The organism is Acinetobacter sp. RG5 (assembly GCF_031844265.1).
Taxonomy (GTDB): domain Bacteria; phylum Pseudomonadota; class Gammaproteobacteria; order Pseudomonadales; family Moraxellaceae; genus Acinetobacter.
On sequence record NZ_JAUZUV010000004.1, the window covers coordinates 32737 to 57076 of the forward strand.

Sequence of the window (24340 nt, forward strand, 5' to 3'; positions counted from 1 at the left end):
TCTTAAATACGTTTTAATAGAAGTAAATGACGCTGTTCGTCTAAGCGCGGAACTTTAAGTTCAATAATCTCACAACTAAATTCATTTTTTAAAGTAGCAACTTCATCTTCAGGAATTAAGCCTTTCATTGAGGCAATAATCGTTTGCTCATGCATATATGGCTTAGAAGCATCAACAAAGTCTGTTAATGATGCAAAGGCACGACTAGTAATCACATCAAATTGACCCAGCTCATTGATGCTGTCTTCATTTTCTACACGCGTTTGCACGGCAATGACATTTTTAAGTTTCAAGTCAGCAATAAACTGCTTGAGGAAACGAATTTTTTTACCGTTTGAGTCCAGCAATACACATTCACGCTCAGGCTGACATAAAGCAATGATCATGCCCGGCATACCACCACCTGTGCCGATATCCAGCAATCTGCCCGCAGGCAAGTCCTTTAAAATACTTAAACTGTCGAGTAGATGCTTGACCAGCATTTCTTTAGGATCACGGATTGCAGTCAAATTGTATGCTTTGTTCCACAGCACCAAAGCATCCTGATACTTGAGTAATAAATTTAAAGCTTCATCAGATAGCTCTAAACCCAAAGCCTGGCTACCCTGCTTTAGTTCTTGAAAAAACATGTGCATAAACAATCTACGCTCGAAAAAGTTAGGTGGAAGTATACCGTTTTCTCTATATTGGCACAGTAGGCAGTGCTTAGCGAATATTCACTTAAGCAAACTTCCCTTCATGGATCGCTGTATCCAGTGCCGTTAAACGCTCCGGGGTCCCCACATCTACCCAAATGCCTGCCAGTTTAGAAGCGCGAACCTGCTGATTCTGCATTGCCGCTTTTAGCAATGGGGCTAAAGGACGCTTGCCAGTGTCTAAGCCTTGGAACATCTTCGGATCAAGTACAGATATACCGCTAAACGTCAGGTTTTCACCTTCGATTTGCTGATCAAAAGTATAAGCTCTCCCTTCTGCAAGCGTGAAATCACCCTCTGGATGTTGTTCAGGGTTCTGCACAAGTACGAGATGCGCCAAATTATCCTTTAGATCAATATCCAGTAAAGGTGCAAAATCCATCGTGGTCCAGACATCACCATTTAACAGAATAAAAGGTTCATCACCGAGTAGCGGCAAAGCATTGATAATCCCCCCAGCGGTTTCCAGACCTTCACCCTCATGTGACCATAAAATCTTGATACCGAACTGCGAACCATCACCCAAAGCTTGAGCCAGTTTTTCGCCGAGCCATGCGGTATTGATGACAATTTCAGTGACACCGATCGCCGCCAGTTTTTCTATATGCCAGACAATTAAGGGCTTGCCCCCAACTTCCAGCAAAGGCTTTGGCGTATGCAGCGTTAGCGGCCGCATACGATTACCGAGTCCTGCGGCCAAAATCATCGCTTTCATTCAGGCAGCCACCTCATATGAGCCATATTTAGCTTCAAATGCAGGCATCACTCTGTCACGCATAAACTGCATGAATGGCTCTAGTTCTGCATAAGCCTTAGATTCTTCAAGCAGATACCACATCACACGTGGTAAGTCCTTGAGATAACCTGACTTGCCATCACGTTCAAACAGACGCACAAAAATACCTAAAATCTTGATATGACGCTGAATCGCCATCATGTCGGCGTCTTTTTTAAACTGTTCAAAGTCACGCTCTTCTTTAGCAGATGCTGGCAACAAGTCATAAAAGTTTTTGAACCAGCGATACACACGATCGGCATTCCACTGTACATAGGCATCACGGGTAATCGAGATCAAGTCATAAGTATCCGCACCAATCACAGCATCCTGAAAATCAATCACACCGAGTTCGGTTTCATTGTCGATTTTCATCAAGTTACGACTATGGAAATCCCGATGCACGATCACCTGTGGCTGTGCCAATGCGGCATTCGCCAAAATCGCAAAAGTGCGTTTGATCAAGGCGCTTTCTGATTCAGTCAGTTGAACCTTTAACGCTGGTAACATCCAGTCAGTCAGCAATTCCATTTCCGAGATCAGTTTTTCATAAGAATATGCCGGGAAATGCCCTTCTCCAGCAATCGATTGTAGTTGAATGAGCTGCTTAAAGCTTTGCTCATAATAGGCATCTACAGTCTCGTCATTCAGCAGATTCGACAGCAGCACATCACCAAAGTCTTCGAGCAGTAAAAAGCCATTTTCCAGGTCTTTTGCCACGATATGCGGAACGCGCACGCCATGTGCATCAAAAAACTCATCTATCGTCACAAAAGGCACACAATCTTCTTTTTCTGGTGGTGCATCCATCAGCATAAATGTTTTATTATTCAGTTTGATTCGTGCATAACGACGGAAGCTGGCATCACCTGCTAAAAAATGAGTTTCAAATTGATCTGAACCGAGTACAGAGGCAATCCAAGATTGTATCAATTGTTCGCGTTGTGTATTCATTTGCAATTAATTCTAATACAGGCTGAGTTTTTAAAGTGCTAAGTGTAGCTACTTATCAACTTTTTCTCTATGATGCGACAATAATTAATTGCGATAAAAGCATGATTGGTTAATGAGACAAATGAAGCATCACTTTAAAATAAATCCTCTAGCGACTGCGATCTTAACCCTTTTATGTGGCAGCTCAGCCTCCGGCTATGCTGCATCAAATGTCTCGTCCGATGTAAATGCAGAACAACTCAAACAGCGCATAAATGAGACCTATCCAGGTGAAGCATTCTTTTCGCAATACTATGTCGACAAATCCTCAGCTGAAGCACAGCAGCGGCAGGAAAAATACTTAAGTTCGGCTTATTGTGAAGGCACCTGGGTGACCCCGATTGCCCCAGATGCAGCAACCGTTGCGCCAGATCAGGCTACATCCACCATTACTGCAGATTATGGACACTACAATCCAGCAGGTGACTCTTATTTAGAAGGCAATGTCATCATTGACCAGCAAGGTCGCCAGATTCGTGCTGAACGCGTAACGATTGATCAAACCCAGACCTATGCCAAAGCAGAAGGTCGGGTACAACTTGCTCAGGGTGGCCTGCTCTCACAAAGTGATGATATTAATTATAATTTAAAGACCCAAGAAGGCGACCTAAATAACAGCTTCTATATTGCCGAGCAGCAACATGCGCATGGTCGGGCAGAAAAGATCGCCAGAACCTCGACCGAGACGGTAGAACTGGAAAATGCGACCTATACCACCTGTCCACCTGAGCAAAAACCGACTTGGAAAATCCAGGCAGAAAAGATCAAGCTGAATCAGGAAACCGGACGGGGTGAAACCCGGAATACCAAGTTGTATGTTAAAGATGTTCCGGTTTTAGCGGTTCCCTATTTCAACTTCCCGATTGATGACCGCCGCACTACCGGTATTCTGACGCCGACATTTGGCTTTACCAATGATGGTGGTCTGGAACTGGGTGTTCCGGTTTACCTGAATTTAGCACCACAATATGATGCGACAATTACGCCGCGTTATATTGGCGATCGTGGGGTAATGCTGGATGGCGAGTTCCGTTATCTGACTGAGAATTATGGTGAAGGCCGTATTTGGGGAGGTTATTTACCTTCCGATGAAAGCTATAGCGACGAAGACCGTAAAAGCCTGCATTTCTTACATAACTGGCAGATCAATAATCAGCTTTCCACCAACCTTGAATATAACTACGCTTCAGACAAAGATTACTTTGCCGATCTGGACAATAACCCGAACTCTAAAACTGACCTGAACTTACGCCGTGCCTGGGAAGTCAATTATAAAAATGGTATTCCTGGCTTAAAGGCACAATTCAAAGTCGAAGACTTCCAAACCCTAGATCCAACTGTACTGGATGAAGACCGTCCTTATGCACGTTTGCCACAGCTTTTAGTCAATTACAAAACTGGCAATCCATTGGGATTACAACTTGAGTTTAATAACGACACAGCATATTTCCAGAAGGATCTGAGAAATTTCGCTGATACTGACCCAACGGGTGAGAAGGTATATCAACCGAGTGGTACACGGATCTATAATGACTTTTCCGTGCGTTATAATCATTTTACCCCGTGGTCATTCTTCATTCCTCAGGCAACTGTACGCAACATCAATACTTTCTATGATGAAAAAACCCAAAGCCGTAGCGCGTCTAGTGAAAATAATTCAATTGTGGTGCCACAATTCACGCTGGACACCGGCTTAATTTTTGAAAAAGAAGGTACGTATCTACAGACCTTAACGCCTCGTCTGTTCTATGCGTATTCACCTTATGAGAACCAGCAGAATCAGCCAAACTTTGATTCAGTCGTCGCTTCGATTAATTATGATCAACTTTTCAGTGCGCGTCGCTTTTATGGTAATGACCGCCTGGAAGACAATAACTTTGCCTCCTTAGGTCTGAGCTATAGCCTATTTAATGAAGAAGGTCTGGAGCGCCTGCGTGCCAGCGTTGGACAGAGCTTTTTCTTTGAAGATCGCCGTGTAACGTTGGAAAATGATGCAGATGAATTCGACCGTGAAAGTCATACTGGCCCTGTAATTCAACTGACCAGCCAGCTGTCAAATAATGTTCACGTTAATCTGAACTCAAGCTGGATGTCGAATGGATCGAATGCCCAACGAGATTTGCAGGTTTATTATACCGGTGAGCAAGGCAATCTTTATAACCTAGGCTATTTCTATCGCAAAGATATTCCGAACCGTCAAAAGAGCTATGATCATGTGGTGGGTTCATTTATCCAGCCGATTGCCAACAACTGGCGTCTGGTTGGACATGCCCAGTTTGACCTCGACAATAGTGTCGCACGGGAATATTTACTTGGCGTGAACTATGAGTCATGCTGTTGGGGAGTTTCTGTTTACGGTCGCTCATATTACAATGACTTAGACGACGTTAATGATTCAAGCGTCAAAGCCAAACGCGCTATTATGGCCGAAGTCAGCCTGAAAGGCTTAGGTGGGTTAAGCAGCAAACTCACCTCATTACTAGAAAATCGTATTCTAGGTTTTAACAATATCAATCAAACTTGGACAGAACGTTAATGAAGACAAAACAGTTAAAACAAATTTTTAAAGCAACCGCACTTGCGCTATGCCTTTCTTCAGCGATGACGACTTTTGCTGTTGCCCAACCTAAAGATGAAGTTGTAGCTGTAGTCGACAATAGTATCATTCTACGTAGTGACCTGGCTCAAGGTGTAGCCGAAATCTCACATCAGCTGCAAAAACAGAAAAAGGCAGTTCCATCACAACAATATCTTGAGCAACAAGCTTTAGAGCAACTGATTATTCGTCAGGCACAGCTTGAACAAGTTAAACGTTATAATATTCGTCCAGATGAAAAAGCTTTAAATGAAGCCGTCCTGAAAGTTGCCCGTGATTCTGGTTCACCGAGTCTGGAAGCATTCCAGCAGAAACTGGATGCCATGGCGCCCAATACCTATGCTTCTTTACGTAACCGTATCGCTGAAGATTTAGCACTGAATCGTTTACGTCAACAAATCGTGACTTCACGTATTCAAATTACAGATCAAGATGTTAAAAACTTCCTAAATACCCCGCAAGGTCAAGCTTTGCTTGGCAGTCAGGTCCATGTACTGCATTTACGGGTAAGCGGTGAAAATGCTGAACAAATTGCAACAAAGGTAAAGCAAGAATTAAATAGCAGCAATGACATTCAGGCGATCAGCAAAAAGTACAGCACTGGCGGCGTTAAAGTCGAAGCTGCTGATATGGGTGTGAGAAACCTGTCAGAAATTCCAGCAGAACTGGCTGCACGCGTGACCACCCTGCAACCAGGTCAAACTTCTGAACTGATTCCTGTCGCTGATGGTGTACATGTTCTGAAGCTCTTGGAACGTAAAGGTGGCGAACAGAAAGCCCTTGTTCCTCAATATTTAACACGACACATTCTGATTCAACCGTCTGAAGTGGTCAGTCCTGAAAATGCCAAACAAATGATTGATAGTCTGTATAACCGCCTCAAACAAGGTGAAGATTTTACTGTTTTAGCTTCAACGTTCTCCAATGATACTGGCTCGGCTCGTGATGGCGGAAGTCTTGGCTGGGTTAGCCCAGGGGTAATGGTACCTGAATTTGAACAGCAGATGAAAAGCACCCCAGTAGGTCAGTTCAGTAAACCATTTCAATCCCAGTTTGGCTGGCATATTCTGCAAGTGAGTGAAACACGCCAACAAGATATGACACAGGAATATCAGGAACGTATGGCTCGCCAATTGCTTGGTGAACGTCAATTTGATGCCGAATTAGATAGCTGGTTACGTGAAACGCGCAATAATGCTTATGTAGAAATCAAAGATCCTCAACTGGATCCTAAACGTAACCGTTAAGCCTTACCATAATCCTAAAAAGCCAACGACATCTCGTTGGCTTTTTATTTAAAAAACTTAAAACGTACAGATATAAAAAAACCTCTCATATAGAGAGGTTTTTTAATTTTCAAACTCGATTAACGATTGTTTTCATCGTCTGAAGAGTCTTCAAATTTAGTGTCGTTGTCAAAACCAGTGCCTTGACCACCAAAGCCAGCACCTTGACCACCGAAGCCACCTTGACCACCGAAGCCAGCACCTTGACCACCGAAGCCGGCACCTTGACCACCAAAGCCACCGCCTTGACCGCCGAAGCCACCTTGGCCACCGAAGCCGCCGCCTTGACCGCCAAAACCACCTTGACCACCGAAGCCGCCAGCACCTTGACCGCCACCAAAGCCACCTGCAGCACCTTGACCACCGAAGCCCGCACCTTGTGGACCAGCAGGCGCGCCAGCAGGACGTGGATTACGTGCAGGTACTACAGTTGAAATTGCATGCTTATAAACCATTTGGCTTACTGTATTTTTTAATAAAACCACGTATTGGTCAAAAGATTCGATATGACCTTGTAATTTAATACCGTTTACCAGGAAGATAGATACTGGGATACGTTCCTTACGGAGAGAATTCAAGAATGGATCTTGTAAAGTTTGACCTTTAGACATGTTATAACTCCAAAAAAATTAAAAATCAGCGCAAAAACTATCTCTATTTTTCAATTAAAAATTATAAAAAAGATAGTCCCTAAATTTTGCTTTATCCGTGACAGTTTCGCAAGTCTTCTTGAGCCTGCTGTAGCGTAAAATATGTTGTAAATTTATGCTTTTCTTGCAAAGACCTTAACCACGTATATTGACGTTTTGCAAGTTGTCGTGTCGCAAATAAAGCTTTATCCTCCATTTCCCGTTGCTTTTCCTTGGTTTTATCAGCATTTTTTAAGAATTCCATAGCCTGACGATAACCCACTGAACGCATGGAAGGTAAATTTTCATTAAAATCGTATTTTTCAATTAAATTCACAACTTCATTTAAAAAACCGCTTTTCCACATAATTTCCAGACGTTGTTCAATACGCCCATGCAATTCTAACCGATCTGGCATCAGTGCATAATTATGGAAACTGTAACGATATGGTAAGTTTTTAGGTTGTTCTGCCTGTAGTTTTGTAATCGGCTCACCAGTCAATTTAAAAACTTCCAAGGCTCGAATAATGCGCTGCTTGTCGCTAACCTTGAATTTTTCACCGGCAATCGGATCGACTGCACATAATTCTGCATAAACCGCTTCCCAGCCCTCCTGCTCACCCTTGGCTTCAATCTCTGCCCGGATAGCATAGTCTGCACTTGGTAGGTTATCTGACAAACCTTCAAGCAAGGCCTTAAAATACAGCATGGTTCCGCCAACCAGAATCGGGGTTTTACCACGCACATGAATATCATCAATCAGGCAGCAAGCATCTTCGACAAAGTTGGCTGCAGAATACACTTCAAGTGGACTAATAATATCAATCAGATGATGCGGATAGCGCGCCAGTTCCTCTTTGGAGGGCTTGGCTGTACCAATGTCCATTTCCCGATAAACCAGTGCAGAATCGACCGAAATCAGCTCAAATCCCCCTTGCTCATACAGTTCACATGCCAAAGCGGTTTTACCACTTGCAGTTGGCCCCATTAAATTGATGACCGGCAATTGATTGGACATGTAAAACTACTCTCCTCGAGCAAAAAGTTTATCTAGTTGAGCCAATGGAAAGGCGCGCCAGGTCGGACGACCATGATTACATTGACTGGCAAATTCGGTTTGTTCCATCTGCCGTAATAAAGCATTCATTTCAGACAAACTTAGGATACGATGCGCTCGCACTGCACCATGACAGGCCATTCCCGCCAAAATTTGGTCACGCTTCTGCAATAGGCTTTGTGCTTGATCCCCCGGATCTAAATCATTCAATAATTCAGGAATCAGGGCATCGAAATCGGCCTTGTGTAGAATAGCCGGTACACCACGTACGATAACTTGCTCATCACCATACTGATCGATTTCCAGCCCCAAACGTGCCAACTGCTCTTTCAGCTCTTCGACACGCATGGCCTGCATCCGGCTAATATTCACGACTTTTGGAATGAGCAATTGCTGTGATGTCCAGAATTCAGGTTTATCCCAAGCCGATTTCATTTGCTGCAAGACAATACGCTCATGCGCCGCATGCATATCCACAATAATCAGACCTTCGGTATTTTGCGCCAGAATATAAATGCCATGTAACTGGGCAATAGCAATGCCCAATGGATGCTCATCCACTTTAGTGTTTACATGTGTCTGAAAAGACTGCTCAGGGCTGAATATTTCGGTTTCCGAACTTTCTCTGAGCGGTGCTAAATAACTTTGCAAGGCATTATTCAGCTGCTGTGAACCAGAATAAGATTTACGGTAATCTTGGGAATAATGCACTGTTTGTGGACCTGAAGATGCAAAATCGGTCAGCACATCTGAAGTTTCATTTTCACTTAAGGCAGATGTCGTTCTCACCACCTGTGGCTGAGAATGCGCAGTCTGATGCAGGCTGAACTGTTCCTGATAACGCGGTTGCGGGGCCGTCAAGCCAGGCTGCTCATCCTGTTTCATTGCCTCGGCTAAATCTGCAGTTGCGGTCTGGAATTGTGCCAACGTTTCTTTGGCATAATGCCGTACGAACTCATGTACTTCTCGTTGATTCAGGAAGCGAATTTCATGCTTGGTCGGATGGACGTTTACATCCACATTTTCTGGATCAACTTCCAAAAACAGTAAATAAGCCGCATGCTGATGTCCATGCAAGATGCCGTCATAGGCCATCCGCAAGGCATGAGAAATGGTTTTGTCTTTGACAATCCGGCCATTCACATAGACATATTGCAGATCTGCCTGTGAACGCGCATCCGAAGGATGACCAAGCCAGCCAGACAAATGCATGTTGATACTGTCTGCATCCATCCAGTAGGCATTTTCAGTAAACTGGCGGCCAAGCAATTGCTGTACCCGCTGAAAACGCAAAGCGCCGCTATCCGCCACTGGTAAATTCAGTTTGATGCTTTCATTATGTTCTAGCACAAAACGGATATCAAAATGCGTCAGTGCCATACGGCGCACAATTTCTTCGATATGACCAAATTCAGTGCCCGGTTTTTTCAGGAATTTACGTCGTGCAGGCACATTAAAAAACAAATCCTGAACCCGAATATGCGTCCCTTTTGAAGCCGCGACCGCTTGAATTTCCTGATGATCAAAAGCCGTGCCATTGACTTCGACCTGATAACCGATGCCCTCGTCACTTTGACTGCTGATCATGGTCAGGCGTGAAACCGCTGCTATCGACGCCAGTGCTTCGCCACGAAAGCCCAGACTGCTAATCGCATACAGCTCATCAGCACTCTGGATTTTGCTGGTGGCATGACGCATCACGGCCAGCGGTAAATCCTCATGATGAATTCCGCGTCCATTGTCGATGATTTCAATTAAAGTACTGCCGCCCTGTTCGACCCGAATGATCAGCTCTGTCGCCCCCGCATCAATCGAGTTTTCCAGTAACTCCTTGACCACAGAAGCCGGACGTTCAATCACCTCACCTGCGGCAATCTGGTTGGCAAGTGCAGGATCAAGGGCACGAATACGGCGCAGACTTAAATCATTCGACATGTGAAAATTGACGCTCCAGAGCCTCTCGTAAAGCAAGATTCGATGAAATCAGGCTTGCAGTACGGGTAAGTTCATCTTCAGATTTTAAAATTTCAATAATCAGGTCAGCTTGCGGAATTTCATCACCACCTTTAGATGGCCATTCAAATAAAAATAGCGCACTCGGTGTTTCCAGGTAATCCCGGATGCCCATCAGTTCCAGTTCATACGGATCATTCAGACGATACAAGTCAAAATGAAAAATATCCTGACCATTAATTTGATAGGGTTCGACCAGTGTATAAGTTGGACTTTTCACTGAACCTTTATGACCCAACTGTTGCAAATAATAACGCGTTAAGGTCGTTTTTCCTGCCCCTAGGTCACCAATCAGATACACGACCCCCGCAGGGAAATTCTCCGCCAGAACCTTGGCCAGTTTTTGGGTATCGTCTTCATGATTTAAAGTGACATTAAATGAATAAGGCATATTACTCACGACATGATGCAAAAGAATAAATATGATAGCATCGCCACGCTTTAAAAGCCTATTCACCCGTGTGAGAAACTGTATTTTTTCACAGCATCTGCTCCTTAAGAGGTTAATCTGCCTGCCATGCAACCAACTGTTGAATTTAACCCGCCCATGCTGAATGGGGTCAGTGCCAGTAAAGTGTTTTTGCCAGCCAGTCCGGATGCACCCCTGACAGTTTTTGCTTATTTATGCACGCAATTTGCGCATATCGCAGCAGATGAATGGCAATCTCGTTTCGCCGAGGGTTTAGTCTATGATGCCCAAGGCAACAGATTAAGCACAGAAAGTCCATTTCAGGCCAATAGCCATTGTTTCTATTATCGCTTTTTGGCACATGAAGTGCATGTGCCTTTTCAACATCAGATTTTATTTGAAAATGAGTATTTCATGGTGGTCGATAAACCGCATTTTTTGACCATGAGCCCGACCGGACAATATGTGCAGGAAACGCTATTGGTTCGTCTTAAAAAGCAAACCGGCAATGAGCATTTAACGCCTATTCACCGGCTGGATCGTGAAACGGCAGGTGTGGTCCTGATTTCCAAATGTGTGGAATCACGTGGCCTGTATCAACAATTATTTGCTACACGGCAGGTGCAAAAAACCTATCATGCGATTGCGGCCTATCAACCTGATTTAAAATTTCCATTGATCACGCGATTAAGAATGGAAAAGGGACAGCCCTTTTATACCATGCACGTGCTAGACGGAACGCCGAATAGCGAGACGGCGATCGACCTGCTGGAACATAATACAGAATGGGCCAAATATGAGCTAAAACCACATACTGGCAAGCAGCATCAATTACGGGTGCACTTGAATCATCTGGGTATTCCGATTCAGCACGATCCCTTTTACCCCCAAGTAGTGCACAAGGCGGAAGATGATTTTTCTGCACCTTTAAGTTTATTGGCCAAACATATTCAATTTGTTGATCCGATCACGCAGAAAAGCATGAATTTCAGCTCGCAACTTGAATTGACACTGTAAATCACTTGTCATTACAGATTATTTTCTAAAATCGGTCGCTTTAAGATTGAATTTCAAACGTAATTGATTAGAATAAAGGCGAAAAGTTAAGTAATTTAAAGCTTTAAAAATATTATGAGAAAAACTGAAGTTTATCAAATTCGCTTGGACTCGCAAGAGAAGAAACAAGCCTTTGCGGTATTTAAGCAATTGGGGATTACGCCAGCTCAGGCCGTGCGTCTTTTTTTCAAGCAGGTGGTGATTACCAAATCGATCCCCTTCTCGATTGAAAACCAGAATATCAATCTGGAACAGCTGATCCGACTGCGCAAGCTGAAACAAAATGAAGCGAAAACCGAGCAAAATGCGCTTTCCAGTTCTGCCCTGAATCTACTCGATGATCAGGAGATCCAGCTGGATGATGATCATCTTGATTTATTTGAAGAACTGAATGCCATTTTGGGTGAAAGCGACAAAATTTAACATTGTTGCATTTCCGAACAATTTCTAAAGCCTGCCACTCATAAACTTCGCTATGCTTGATGCTGATAATCAATAAAAAATTAGCATGGAGTATGCAATGCTTGTACGACGCGCCCAGTCAGCAGACCTGAATCAGCTGGCGGTATTATTTGATGAATATCGACAGTTTTATGGTACGTCTTCCAATCCTGAACTCTCTTACCAATTTTTAAAACAGCGTTTTGAAGATGGGCAGACCGTCATTTTCATTAATACCAAAGATGATACTTTTACCGGCTTTATTATCCTGTATCTGGGTTTTTCCTCAGTGGCCTGCTCGACCTATTATATTCTGGATGATGTTTATATCACGCCGGTTTTTCGGCGTCAGGGCGCAGCCAAACAACTGATTGATACCGCGATTTTATTTGCCAAACATGAACAGGCCTTAAGAATCACCCTGGAAACCCAAAAAAACAATTATCAATCGCATAAATTGTACGAATCCATGGGATTTATCAAGGATGATGAATTTCAGACTTATCACTGTTTCCTGAAATAAGTCCTAATCTTTTCATCACATTTCAAGCGAATAAAAAATTTATTATTCCGAGCGGAATTTGGCCTGCGCCACCTGTTCAGCATTTAAATACAGCCATTCCCCTTCAACCAGTTCAGGCAAGGCCAAAGCACCAATCTGTGCACGGTGCAATTGTTCAACTTTATTGCCTACGGCAGCCAGCATGCGCTTCACCTGATGATAGACGCCCTGATGAATGGTCATTTGCAGACGATTTTCGGCCAATCGTGTCACTTCAGTAGCTGCAAAAATGCCTTTTTCATTTCTTAACTCGACCCCTTGCTCTAATTGCTGAATCTGTTCATCCGTGACTGGATCCGCAGTTTGCATCTGATAAACTTTGGCGACATGCTTTTTCGGATGGGTGAGCGCTTGCAGAAACTGTCCATCATCGGTCAGCAATAATAGTCCGGTGGTATCCTGATCCAGACGCCCCACACACTGAATCCCCCGATTCAGCAGAATGTCATCAAACAGGTCAAACACACTAAAATGATGCGTCGCCTGATGCGAACACTCATAACCTTGTGGCTTGTTTAAGGCGATATAGACTTTTTCCCGATAGCTATGACTTTTCCCATAAACCTCGAAATTTAAGTTATTCAAATCCAGTTTATGTTTGGGGTTGTCAATCACTTCATCTTGAATTGAAACAGCACCATTTTTAATCAGTTGCTGACAATGCTTGCGGGAGCCGAAACCTTGTGACTGCAACATTTTTTCCAATAGCATCTGTTTAACCTGTATCGAGTGAAGACCTGTGCATTCTATCCTGAAACAGTCATGAATTTGGTTTCTTCCGCTGTTTTCTAGGTATCATGCGTTGAAAAGCTCTACAATAGCTTTATTTTTCATTCTTTCTCTCCCGCTTATGTCGCAACTTGATCTGAATCTGATTGTTCTTTTGGTTTTACTGGCTTGCGGTATTTTCAGTCACAATAGCGCCGTCACCATTGCTGCAGCGGTATTAATCGTTTTAAAAATCACGCCTCTCAGCAGTTTATTACCCTATGTACAGGCACACGGTTTAAATATCGGCATTATTATTCTGACCATTGGTGTTCTGACACCGATTGCCAGTGGCAAAATTTCAGGAGAAAGTATTCTCAAGTCTTTCCTCAGCTGGAAGTCTTTGCTGGCAATCGCGATTGGGGTCTTTGTCGCTTGGCTGGGCGGACGTGGAGTGAAGCTGATGTCAAATCAGCCAGATGTGGTGGCCGGACTGTTATTAGGCACAGTGGCTGGTGTAGCAGTATTACGCGGTGTTCCAGTCGGCCCTTTAATTGCGGCTGGGATTTTATCCTTATTGATTAGTACACAATGAATGTTCAAATCATCAGTGCGTATTCCCAGTATGCAAAGATTTCTCAAGAAGAATCACATAACCGGAAATATGCAGATCGCCCGTTGATTATCTTGCGCTAAGCTCTAAAGCAGTACGTCAGGCTTGCTCACAAGATACTATCAGATCAACAGAATACCTTATTAATTCGATCTTTCAAGATTCAAGCAAAGAAAAGTGAATGATCTTTAAAAGCGGTGACCTGATAAAAATTTGAAATTCAATAAATGACACATACCAGTCTAATCTTTCAAAGCATAGACCAAATTTTTTATCATCTCACCATTTTCCAAATATACTTTAACCGGAATACGTTGATATTCATCACCTTCAAACGTATCCAGCTCATCCCAATATTTAGGGAGATTCTCGGATATGAATACATAACCCGTAACAGTCTCTCCCGAATCACTGAGCTGACTACCCGGACTGCCCAGCTCAGCACCCCAACCACGCTGCTGCAAATGCCCAAGAATATAACCGGCTTTCCAGCTTCCCCCAATCCGTTCCATCATATGGGCATTGGGTTGCTGCGGACGAAGCGTGCCGTATACGAATAAACTGTGCATCTTAAGAACTCTTAAACATCATTTTGATGATTATTCTACAAATAGTAGTGCTAGACGTACCTGGTCATAAGCCATTTTAGGCGTAGTCAATTCCACAATCGGACGCAGCTTAATAGAACCGTCATCATTAAAATGTTCCGGGTTTTGACGCTTGGTCAGGCGTTTATAAATCTTGCGAACCTGCTCCACCACTTCCTCACCCGGATGCGCAAGTGAGATATCCAGCCCCTGCTCTTTATGCAAACGCCCCAAATGATTGATGATGGTTGCCGGAGTCAAACCACGTTCAGTCGCGATATCGGCAATTTCATAACCTTCTTCAAACAGTTCACGCGTTTCGTCTAGCGTTGCCGTGGCATAGCTTTGTTTTCCAGCATTCTTGGAAATTTTCTTCTCATTGCGCTGGATTTCAACTTCATTCAAAGTCCCGCCACAATGTCGGATAAAGGCCTTGTGCTGTGCGGTCAAATCGACATTTTCAAAATTCGCTTCGGCTTCATCAGAAAGTTCCTGAAAACGGCGATCGGCTTTAATCGCCAGACTATCAAGTTCCAGAGCTTGCTCATTAAAACCTTTTAATCGCAAGCCATTTAAGCTTTTTAAACGGGACAAGGCGACATAGCCCTGTCCTTTTTCAAAGGTATGACTCAGATCAATTTCAGCAGCTTCCAGGGTCATGCCTTGGGATTTATGAATGGTAATCGCCCAAGCCAGACGCAATGGAATCTGCTGAAAACTGGCAATAGTTTTACCGGCCTCATTGTCTACCGACCAGGTTTCAGGCTCAACCACCAGTGTCGTGCCATCGGTCAGTTTGACTTTGGGCAGCACACCATATTCATCATCTTCTTCAAAACTGATGACTTCGCCCAGACTGCCATTGATATAACCCATATCAAAGTTGTTTTTTACAAACATGACTTTGGCATGTTTTTTCAGGGTTAAAGCTTCAGGCGCTCGCACTGACGATTTTAAGGTTTCGATCAGCTTTTCATTGCCATCGCATTGTGCATCAAACTGACGCGGATCATTGTCAATTTCATTTAGATGCTTAAAGTTAATACTGTCTACATCCATATTATGCGTATACAGGCGCGTATAGGTCTCGCCAATTTCTTGATGTCGCGTGGCCTGTAAAGCCGTGCGATGTTCATGATTAATTGCCTGCGCACGAATCGCGTTCAGGATGTCATTCAGATAATCATTGCCCTGACGATGCTGCTCGGTCAAATAACAGACACGAAACTTGGCTTCGACCCAAGCATCCGACATAAAGCAAAATTTGTCGCGGTTACGCTCATCATTTTTACCGACTGGCGGTAACTGGAAAAAGTCCCCTGCTACAATCACCTGAATACCACCGAAAGCTTCATCACTTTCCTTGAAATATTTCAGCACCTGATTGACCAGATTCAGCTGCTTGGCATGCAGCATTGAAATTTCGTCAATAATCAGGACTTGCGCATTTTCCAGATGTTCTTTTAAGTATTTGCGCTCTTTCATCCGCTTTAAGTCTTCTTCAGACAAAAAGTCTTTAATGCCAATGCCTGCCCAGGTATGAATAGTCATACCGTTCATGTGTGTGGCTGCAATACCGGTCGATGCGGTAATCGCGACGGCGACCTTACGTGCCTTTAAATAATTAATATATTGATTCAGCGTATAGGTTTTTCCTGCACCGGCAGAACCGGTTAAAAAGACATTTTCTCCTGCTTTGAGTAACTTAAGGGCAGTTTCCTGTTTCATAAGAGCAATACCGTAAAAGAACGGCTATAGCCTAACGATTTTTAGCGGAAAAGTTAAGCGTCATGGCGGAAAACAAGCTGTATTGAATTGTCAGGCCTGCAAGTTGAGCCAATTAATAAAATGCATGGCGATATTGCTGTATTCGGCTTCTGCTTTCTGGTTATTCGGATATTCCAGCTGATCAAAAATCACCTGTCCATTCACCAATTGACACCCCAAGATTAAGGGTAGGTGCACAGCGGGATGAGACATGCGAAAGGCCACATACTGCCTTTCCACAATTTGCTGAGCATAGCTTGCCGCCAGACAGTTCCTGAAAATTTTAGATTCCTCTAAAATCCGATCCAAAGTTTTAAGCTCTTCAAAACGCCAGTTGAAATACAGTAAAAATGAAACCTGAGTGATTGGCGTCCAGTTCACCAGTGCAAACTGTTTTTTCAGCTTGGCGATCATTTCCTGCTTTTGAATCTGATCATGCCAGACGACCGCCTGATTAAACAAACTGGTCCAGCTCAGATTTTTCGGTATTTCTGTATGGCTGGAAAAATACTCTACCAGATAGTCACGCACATAACTGTCAAATAGCGACTCACGTACATGCCCGCTTTGCAAATAAAACAGCTGCCTGAACTCAGTAAAAGGAATGCGATAGCGGTGCAGAACATTATAGAAATCACGATTCTGCTGGCTTTGAGGCTGAATATACACCAGAACCTCATCGGGTAAATGCGCCGTAATTTTATATAAATGCTGCATATACGCCTGCATCACCCGGCTCAAGTTCAGATAAACCTTTTTAGTCAGCTGATCATCCATTTTAACCACATTGCGCAGCAGCTCCATCCATTCGTCCAGATACAGAATTGAAGGGCTAATCGCAATCCGCTGATCCTCAATCGATTGGCGTGTGCCTTTTAATACCACCGCCTGATTATACTGATGCTGAAACCAGTCATGCTGGATGGCATATTCATGCATGCTATGAATAAACAATCGCGCCGAGACATATTGAAAATATTGCAAAGTCGCCAAAATAATCTGGGGATGAATATGATGGCTGTCTACAAAACTTAAGGCAGTTACTGCAACGCGTACACTGCTATGCTGGATATTATTACTGATCCAGTCCAGTACCTCGGCCGGTTGCTTGAAGATCCAGTTCACGGCACGATGACAATCAAATAGTGGCAATCGGGCTACTTTTTTCTGCCATAAATACGGATGATTTTCCAGGAAATTCCGTTTGGATAATAAATCATCCCGATGCCACACGTCCCGGTTCATCAATCGGACAAAACCGAGCAAATTACTTTGCTCCTCAGCATGCCGATATAGCAAACAGATATCATCAGTATGATCATTCAATTCATGCAGATTAAAGCGCTCTTCAAAAGACAGCGACATAATCCGGAACAGTGCCGGAGGCAAAAACTGTGCGGCGCTAAAACAGAACTCATCCAGACTGTCCATCAATGACTGGATCGACAGGAATTCATCCTGCTGTAGACACTCCAAAGAAAAAGCCTGTTGCAAGCTTTCAAGAGTCTGCTGTGGAATCTCTTGTTCATCCTGAATAAAGTTTTGCATGACAGGTGCTGTATACAACCCGGCCTTGATCAGCTGCTGGTCGATAATCTCAGCTTGAACAATCGACATTTGCTGCAAAAATTCGGACACCCGTTCCAGGCCATTAACCCACGCATAAACCTGAGCCAGGATAAGCTGACGTAACTGTTTGGCTTTGTCGCGTAAATACAGCGAATGCTGTGGTTTTAAATCGCCAGTCAGGAAATAGATATCCTGTAAAAAGAATTCCTCCAGGGCTTCTGCCTTACATTGCTGAAAATAAAAATGACTGTCAACCAAAGCAGGTGCAGCTCCAGAGTCTAGTGCATAGGGAGTATGAAACTGGATATAAAACAGACCATCCAGCAATTCAATCCGGCACTGATCCTGCTGAATTTTTATTAAATTTTGTGCATTCAGATGACCAATTATTGCCATCTGATCAAGATAAAGCTGGTTCAGCTCTGGAGAAATCCGTAAACATTGTTGTGCCAATAACCTTAAAGATGCTACCAAGCTTTCCTGTTCCATACGTACACCTCGGTCATCTTAGAATCATCTTATTTTTATATTGGATCATGCTGAGTCCTTGATCGCCAATCAGTGAACACTTAAAAATACATTATGGCATCACTTGCACTATAAAACCGTCCATGCATCCTCATTGCTAAAAATAGAACATTTCAATAGATCATAGCCTAGATTTTACAGGAAGAATTTTTCTTTTTTAGTCTTGCTGACGTAGCGCCTTAAGCTCGGCCAAGCCGGTATAAATATGTTGCTGCAAGCTGTATCGAAATGCAATTAGCTCTTCTTGAGTCTGGACCCGAGCAATCGATTGTCGTGGCATAAACTGAAAATAAAATGGCAGGCGTTTTGGGAATAATCGTTTAGGCAAAGATGGAATCACATCGCCCTGACGTAGTAATTTATTGAGTTGTGGTACTTTGAGAAGTTTTTGAAAATATTTATGCTGGATGATCTTATTGGCATCAAAGCCGATCTCATAGACTTCATCCCCACCGAGCGCGGCAAAAGGGACAATATCATAGTTGAATTCCTGAGCTAGCTTTAAAAATCCGTAACGTTGCTTCCAGATCAGTTGATACTGTTCACCCTGACGTTTAAGTACTTCGCGACCGCCTCCCGGAAACACCAGAATGGAGTAGCCCTGCTGCATCACAGCACGTACATAATGCTGGATGCCATCGACTGCCCCAAACTTTTTCACGGCTTCACGCCATAGCGGTACATAAAAATGGCTATGATCCGCAATACTGACCACAGCCACCTTATGTTCGTTATAGAGATAATCAATCAGCATCGGCGAATCAAAGATGCCGTACATGGAATGATTACCGACATACATTGCAGGCCGACTGGCATCAATATATTCAGCCCCTAAAAAGGTAGGGGTAAAATATAATTTGGATAAGGCACTTAAGCGTCTAATCCATTGCCCATCATGTTTGACCTGCAAGTTGTCTGCTCCCTATTGACTCCGGATTATGCCACGCGCTTTTGAACCAGAATCGAACCTACCGAATAACCCGCACCAAATGAACACAACACGCCGTATTCACCATCTTCAACTTCATGTGCAGTACGGTGCAAGGCAATGATCACCCCAGCAGAAGAAGTGTTGGCAAACTCATTCAGAATGATCGGTACCAAACCAGGTTTGGCATTTTCTTTACCAACGACCAGTTTCAGGATCAGTTCATTCATGCTGGCATTGGCCTGGTGTAACCAGAAGCGTTTAACACCTGTCGGCTCAATCTGATTCTTTTCCAGTTGCGCAGTAATCATTTTCGCAACCAGTGGACAGACTTCTTTAAATACCTTACGACCATCCTGACGGAAACGTTTGTCGTCAATGTCAGCATTTTCAGAGATATTCAAGAAACCAAAGTTATTGCGGATGTTATTCGAGAACTGGGTAAATAGCTCAGAATCAAGAATTTCAAAACCGGTTTTGCTGTCAGTATTTTCAATAATTGAAGCGGTTGCCACATCACCAAAAATAAAGTGACAGTCACGTGAACGGAAATCGGTATGTGCAGAGGTAATTTCCACATTCACCAATAACACACGGCGCGCGCCTGCTTTGATCGCATCATAAGCCTGTTTCAGACCAAATGTTGCTGCAGAACACGCCACGTTCATGTCATAGGCATAGCCTTTGATACCTAGAGCGGTTTGAATCTCGATGGCAACAGCAGGATAAGCACGTTGCAAATTCGAACATGACAAGATCACGATATCAATATCTTCGGCAGTCACACCAGCATTTTCCATCGCCTGCTTGGCTGCGATTACACCCCATTCTGCTTGCAATGAAATTTCATCATCTGCACGTTCACGTAAATTTGGACGTAAGCGTTTTGGATCAAGAATGCCTGATTTTTCTACGACATAACGGCGTTGTACGCCAGATGCTTTTTCAATAAAGTCTGCGCTAGAACCACGACGCGCTTCAACTTCGCCTGCAGCGATTTTGTCAGCATTTTCGTGATTAAACAGTTCCACATAAGCATTTAAACTTTCAACTAATTCTTCATTGGTGATGACATGTTCCGGATGGAATAAGCCCGTACCCGTAATGCGGATGCCCATGTAAAATTCCTTATCTGAATTACCTATATCTTAACTGATTCCAAGACGATCCCATACTTTTTGCAAGCGAGTTGGAGACACGGGTGCTTTTGTTTTCATCGGTTGTGAAAACAATGAGATTCTTAACTCCTCGACCATGAAATACAATTCTTTCAGGCGAGGGTCATCTTTAAACTTGAATAATTTTTCCATCCATTGATCAATTTGGTCAATGGCGGAATTGTCCCTTTGTAGATTATTGGGCAAGCGCTCTAAACGCAAGATCAAGGCTTTCAAATAACGTGGAAATTCAACCCAGACATCGGAAGGTTTACGATACACAAAGTCAGAAAGGCTCATTAAATCAAGTTGATCTTCAATATCATTGATATTTTTTTCAAACACAGAATGATCTAAAACCAATAATTTCCGGCGGATTTCATGCCACTGGATATAAATATCCGTGATCTCTTTCAGGGCAACTTGGCCATAAGTCAAGAAAGATTTTTTTACATCTTCAACCAGTTTTTGGAACTCTTGCGCATTGACAGGTAATTCATTAATAGACATGTGCAGTGTGGCATAAACTAACATTTGTTCCAGTTGTGCCTTATCACCGAGTGGTGAATAAGCCAGCGCCAGAGGTTTGGAAATCTGTCTTTTCAACTGGCGGGTCAAGTCTCCGAGTTGCATATGCACCAGTCGGATCACTCCTTCACGATGTTTTTTGATCGCTTCAGCCTGATCATTAAAAGTCTGAATCACCACACCCGATTCATCTTTCTGCTCCAGGGCAGAAAAAGCTTTAGTCGGAACCAGCGCCTGGTACTGCTTGACCACGACACCGGTGACTTTTTGTGAGGCTTCAAATACAAAGCTTTCCGGGAAGGTTTTAAATTCACCTTTAAGCTGTTTGACCGGACTATGCGTTTCAGTCCGACAGCGCGCTTTCAGCTCGGCAAGATCACGCCCCTGCTCAATGACACGACCTTTTTCATCAGTCACTTTAATAAAAGGCAACAGATATTGGTCTACCCGGTCAAAGCTGAAATCTTTCTCCGTGATTTGTTCGCCTCGCAGCTGGAATGCCAAGAAACTAAAAATATGTTTCTGTAAATCCTGCGCATCTACTTTTGCTATGAGTTTTTGTGCAGTATCCGGAATCGGCACCAGATTACGGCGCTTATCCTTCGGCAAAGCTTTTAGCAATGCTTCAATCAGATCCAGACGCCAACCCGGAATCCCCCATGACCAGATACCTTCATCGACCTGGGCCAAGGCTTGCAGGGGAATTTTAACTGTCGCGCCATCTTCATCATGACTCGGGTCAAAACGATAGGTTGCAGCCAGACGCAGGCTACCATTCTGCAAATAGTCTGGGAATTGCTGTGTCGTCGGACGGTCATTCAGCCACAGCACATCATCATCAACAAATAAATAACGCGGATTCTGAGGCTCTACTGTGGCACGCCAGTCTTCAAAACTACGCCGGCTAGCCACTTCAGGCGGCACTTTCGAGGCATAGAACTGGTAAATGGTTTCTTCATCAACCACCAGATCACGACGGCGTAATTTGTCTTCTACTCGCTCGACTTCTTCCAGTTTAAGCAAGTTATGCTTTAAAAATGGTGGAGTAATGCCTAAATGCCCAGTGGTTAAAGCATCCCGCAAGAAAATTTCATGTGCGGCCGCCTGATCTACTTTTTCATAATTGATTGGGCGTTTCGGCTCAATAATCAGACCAAATAATGAAATCTGATCATAGGCATTCACCACACCGGCTTTTTTCGACCAGTGCGGTTCAAAATAATGATGCTTGAGCAAGTCACGTGCGGCCAGCAGAATCCATTCCGGCTCAATCTTGGCTAGGGTGCGTAAATATACCTGAGAGGTTTCCACCATCTCAAAAGCCATCACCCATGGCGTATTGGTCTTGTGCAAGGTAGAAGCCGGGAAAATCCGTGCTTTTTGCTGACGCACCGCCATAAAAACATTACGCTCATCGGTCTTGTTGGCGATAAACGATAAGAGACCGGTCAACAAGGCACGGTGCAGATTTTCATAACTGGCTTTCTTTTCATTAAATGACAGTTTTAAACCCTTAGCCAACTCCACCAGCTGCTCATGAGTTTTCTTCCATTCACGCAGACGCAGCCAGCTCAGGAAGTGATTACGCGCAAAAGTACGGCGCTTATTTTCACTCATGCTTTCGCGGTTATTGTGCAGCGTCTCCCAGAGCTTGATATAGAACAGGAAATCAGAATCAGCTTCACGGAATAGTGCATGTTTCTGATCTGCCTGCATCTGCTTGTCCGCAGGGCGTTCACGCGGATCCTGAACTGCAAGCGCTGCCACAATGACCAGAACTTCGTTCAGCACGCCAAAATGTGCACCACCAAGAATCATGCGGGCCAGACGTGGATCAATCGGCATTTTCGCCATTTGCTGACCGATCTTGGTTAAGCCACGGCTTTGAAGTCTCCCTTTCTCGAAGGGTGAGACGTTATGCGACGCAAGAGAGGGATTTGCTTGATCATCTTCAGTTTTAGGAGAATTTTTCTCAGCCATTGCACCCAGTTCAATCAGGAGCTTACGTCCATCATTCACCAGACGGTGATCTGGTGGCTCAATGAAGTCGAAGTCTTCGAGTGAACCCAACCCCAGACTTTGCATTTGCAGAATTACCGATGCCAGGTTGGTTCGCTTGATTTCCGGTTCAGTAAACTCAGGACGGCTCAGGAAGTCTTCCTCAGAATACAAACGAATACAGACACCCGGTGCAATACGGCCACAGCGGCCTTTACGCTGATTAGCTGCTGCCTGAGAAACGGCTTCAATTGGTAAACGTTGCACCCGTGAACGATAGTTATAACGTGAAATACGGGCAAAACCGCTATCAATTACATAACGGATATTCGGAACGGTTAAAGCCGTTTCTGCCACGTTGGTGGCAATAATAATGCGTCGCCCACCACCAGAAGGATTAAAGATTTTCTGCTGTTCAGCCAGCGCCAGACGCGCATATAAAGTTAATACTTCCGTATGGCGTGGCCCATGTTTGATCAGGGTTTCCTGTAGCTCGCGAATTTCCTGTTCAGTACTGGCAAAAATAAGGATGTCGGCATGTTCAGGATGGCCTTTTTCCTGTGCATCCTGAAAGCATTCTTCGACTGCTTTGACCACAGCGCGAGGCAGATTTTCTTCAAAGTCATCAAACTCGTCATCATCACTACCGCCAATGCTCATTTCCGAGATCGGGCGATAACGTAGCTCGACTGGGAAACTGCGGCCTTCTACTTCAAAAATTGGTGCACCATTGAAGTAACTGCTAAAACGGTTTACATCCAGGGTTGCAGAAGTAATGATGACTTTCAGATCGGGACGACGCGGCAACAGTTGCTTCAGATAACCCATAATGAAGTCGATATTCAGTGAACGTTCATGCGCTTCATCAATAATAATCGTGTCATATTTGGTCAGGTAGCGGTCATGCGTCAGTTCGGCCAGTAAAATACCGTCAGTCATCAAACGCACAATTGAGTCTTGTGAACCCTGTTCCGTAAAACGTACTTTAAAGGAAATTGATTCACCGAGTTTTTCGCCAACTTCTTCGGCAATACGCTGTGATACGCTACGGGCTGCCAGTCGACGCGGCTGGGTATGTCCGATCATTCCGGTCAGGCCACATCCAGCCAGCATAGCAATTTGCGGTAACTGGGTGGTTTTACCAGAACCGGTTTCGCCAGCCACAATAATCACCTGATGCTTTTGAATCGCGGCAATCAGCTTATCAGTGTACTGAGTAACCGGTAGATCCTGATTCAGCTTGATGTTCGGAAGACGTTCAAGCCGTTGCCGTACTTTCAGATTGGATTTTTCAAATAATTCCTGATACTGCTTGGCATCTGCGTCTTTCCCCTTTTTCAGTCGATTTAAACGGTGACGGTCACGCGCCATTATCCATTGATCTACATTTAAATGACTCTGCACAGAGAAAACACCCACATCAAAAAACAGGAAAGGTTTATTTT

20 protein-coding genes are annotated in these 24340 nt (G+C 43.9%); 6 read left to right on the top strand and 14 right to left on the bottom strand.

Annotated elements, in window-relative coordinates; translation table 11 throughout:
• Positions 1-2: 2 nt before the first annotated feature.
• The 3 genes from rsmG to Q9R21_RS05700 form a co-directional block, all read right to left on the bottom strand.
• On the bottom strand, positions 3-635 hold the full coding sequence (gene rsmG, locus Q9R21_RS05690) for a 16S rRNA (guanine(527)-N(7))-methyltransferase RsmG (RefSeq protein ID WP_004645477.1): 633 nt from the start codon (positions 633-635) through the stop codon (positions 3-5).
• 85 nt (positions 636-720) lie between these two features.
• Entirely contained in the window at positions 721-1410 is a 690-nt protein-coding gene (murU, locus tag Q9R21_RS05695; RefSeq protein ID WP_129716634.1) for an N-acetylmuramate alpha-1-phosphate uridylyltransferase MurU, read from the bottom strand.
• Entirely contained in the window at positions 1411-2424 is a 1014-nt protein-coding gene (locus tag Q9R21_RS05700; RefSeq protein ID WP_004731490.1) for an aminoglycoside phosphotransferase family protein, read from the bottom strand. It abuts the gene before it with no gap.
• A gap of 121 nt (positions 2425-2545) precedes the next feature.
• On the opposite strand from Q9R21_RS05700, the gene Q9R21_RS05705 reads away from it, so the two are divergent.
• A complete protein-coding gene (locus Q9R21_RS05705; protein ID WP_004278895.1) occupies positions 2546-4999 on the top strand; it encodes an LPS-assembly protein LptD in 2454 nt (817 codons plus the stop codon).
• Entirely contained in the window at positions 4999-6306 is a 1308-nt protein-coding gene (locus Q9R21_RS05710; protein ID WP_311203883.1) for a peptidylprolyl isomerase, read from the top strand. The genes Q9R21_RS05705 and Q9R21_RS05710 overlap by 1 nt, the downstream gene beginning before the upstream one ends.
• 119 nt (positions 6307-6425) lie before the next feature.
• On the opposite strand, the gene hfq is transcribed toward Q9R21_RS05710, so the two are convergent.
• From hfq to tsaE, 4 genes are all read right to left on the bottom strand, one after another.
• A complete protein-coding gene (gene hfq, locus Q9R21_RS05715; protein WP_148334401.1) occupies positions 6426-6956 on the bottom strand; it encodes an RNA chaperone Hfq in 531 nt (176 codons plus the stop codon).
• 91 nt (positions 6957-7047) lie between these two features.
• On the bottom strand, positions 7048-7992 hold the full coding sequence (miaA, locus tag Q9R21_RS05720; protein ID WP_311203884.1) for a tRNA (adenosine(37)-N6)-dimethylallyltransferase MiaA: 945 nt from the start codon (positions 7990-7992) through the stop codon (positions 7048-7050).
• A 6-nt stretch (positions 7993-7998) separates the two neighbouring features.
• Positions 7999-9966, bottom strand: a complete 1968-nt coding sequence (mutL, locus tag Q9R21_RS05725; RefSeq protein ID WP_311203885.1) for a DNA mismatch repair endonuclease MutL — start codon at positions 9964-9966, stop codon at positions 7999-8001.
• Complete coding sequence (gene tsaE / locus Q9R21_RS05730) at positions 9956-10435, bottom strand: tRNA (adenosine(37)-N6)-threonylcarbamoyltransferase complex ATPase subunit type 1 TsaE (RefSeq protein WP_311203886.1); 480 nt, start codon at positions 10433-10435, stop codon at positions 9956-9958. The genes mutL and tsaE overlap by 11 nt, the downstream gene beginning before the upstream one ends.
• A gap of 126 nt (positions 10436-10561) precedes the next feature.
• Here tsaE and Q9R21_RS05735 point away from each other — a divergent pair, with 126 nt between their 5' ends.
• The 3 genes from Q9R21_RS05735 to Q9R21_RS05745 all read left to right on the top strand — a co-directional run bounded on the left by Q9R21_RS05735 (position 10562) and on the right by Q9R21_RS05745 (position 12473).
• Positions 10562-11470 carry a pseudouridine synthase gene (locus tag Q9R21_RS05735; RefSeq protein ID WP_311203887.1) on the top strand — a complete coding sequence of 303 codons (909 nt, stop codon included), beginning with the start codon at positions 10562-10564 and terminating at the stop codon, positions 11468-11470.
• 114 nt (positions 11471-11584) lie between these two features.
• On the top strand, positions 11585-11932 hold the full coding sequence (locus Q9R21_RS05740; protein ID WP_004645487.1) for a type II toxin-antitoxin system RelB/DinJ family antitoxin: 348 nt from the start codon (positions 11585-11587) through the stop codon (positions 11930-11932).
• Positions 11933-12029: 97 nt separating this feature from the next.
• Positions 12030-12473, top strand: coding sequence for an N-acetyltransferase (locus Q9R21_RS05745; protein WP_004278907.1), 444 nt, complete (start codon positions 12030-12032; stop codon positions 12471-12473).
• 42 nt (positions 12474-12515) lie between these two features.
• On the opposite strand, the gene Q9R21_RS05750 is transcribed toward Q9R21_RS05745, so the two are convergent.
• A complete protein-coding gene (locus Q9R21_RS05750; RefSeq protein WP_311203888.1) occupies positions 12516-13223 on the bottom strand; it encodes a 16S rRNA pseudouridine(516) synthase in 708 nt (235 codons plus the stop codon).
• 139 nt (positions 13224-13362) lie between these two features.
• Here Q9R21_RS05750 and Q9R21_RS05755 point away from each other — a divergent pair, with 139 nt between their 5' ends.
• Positions 13363-13815 carry a DUF441 domain-containing protein gene (locus tag Q9R21_RS05755; protein ID WP_004645490.1) on the top strand — a complete coding sequence of 151 codons (453 nt, stop codon included), beginning with the start codon at positions 13363-13365 and terminating at the stop codon, positions 13813-13815.
• 260 nt (positions 13816-14075) lie between these two features.
• On the opposite strand, the gene Q9R21_RS05760 is transcribed toward Q9R21_RS05755, so the two are convergent.
• The 6 genes from Q9R21_RS05760 to hrpA form a co-directional block, all read right to left on the bottom strand.
• Positions 14076-14402 (bottom strand): gamma-glutamylcyclotransferase family protein, encoded by a 327-nt coding sequence (locus Q9R21_RS05760; RefSeq protein WP_311203889.1) that lies wholly within the window; start codon positions 14400-14402, stop codon positions 14076-14078.
• A 30-nt stretch (positions 14403-14432) separates the two neighbouring features.
• A complete protein-coding gene (locus Q9R21_RS05765) occupies positions 14433-16148 on the bottom strand; it encodes an AAA family ATPase (protein WP_311203890.1) in 1716 nt (571 codons plus the stop codon).
• A gap of 90 nt (positions 16149-16238) precedes the next feature.
• On the bottom strand, positions 16239-18245 hold the full coding sequence (locus tag Q9R21_RS05770; protein WP_311203891.1) for a hypothetical protein: 2007 nt from the start codon (positions 18243-18245) through the stop codon (positions 16239-16241).
• Between the two features lie 196 nt (positions 18246-18441).
• The gene (locus tag Q9R21_RS05775) at positions 18442-19194 is read right to left on the bottom strand and encodes a 1-acyl-sn-glycerol-3-phosphate acyltransferase (protein WP_311203892.1); all 753 of its coding nucleotides are present in this window, start codon (positions 19192-19194) and stop codon (positions 18442-18444) included.
• 26 nt (positions 19195-19220) lie between these two features.
• A complete protein-coding gene (locus Q9R21_RS05780; RefSeq protein ID WP_311203893.1) occupies positions 19221-20330 on the bottom strand; it encodes a beta-ketoacyl-ACP synthase III in 1110 nt (369 codons plus the stop codon).
• Between the two features lie 30 nt (positions 20331-20360).
• Entirely contained in the window at positions 20361-24299 is a 3939-nt protein-coding gene (hrpA, locus tag Q9R21_RS05785) for an ATP-dependent RNA helicase HrpA (RefSeq protein ID WP_311203894.1), read from the bottom strand.
• Between the last annotated feature and the right edge of the window lie 41 nt (positions 24300-24340).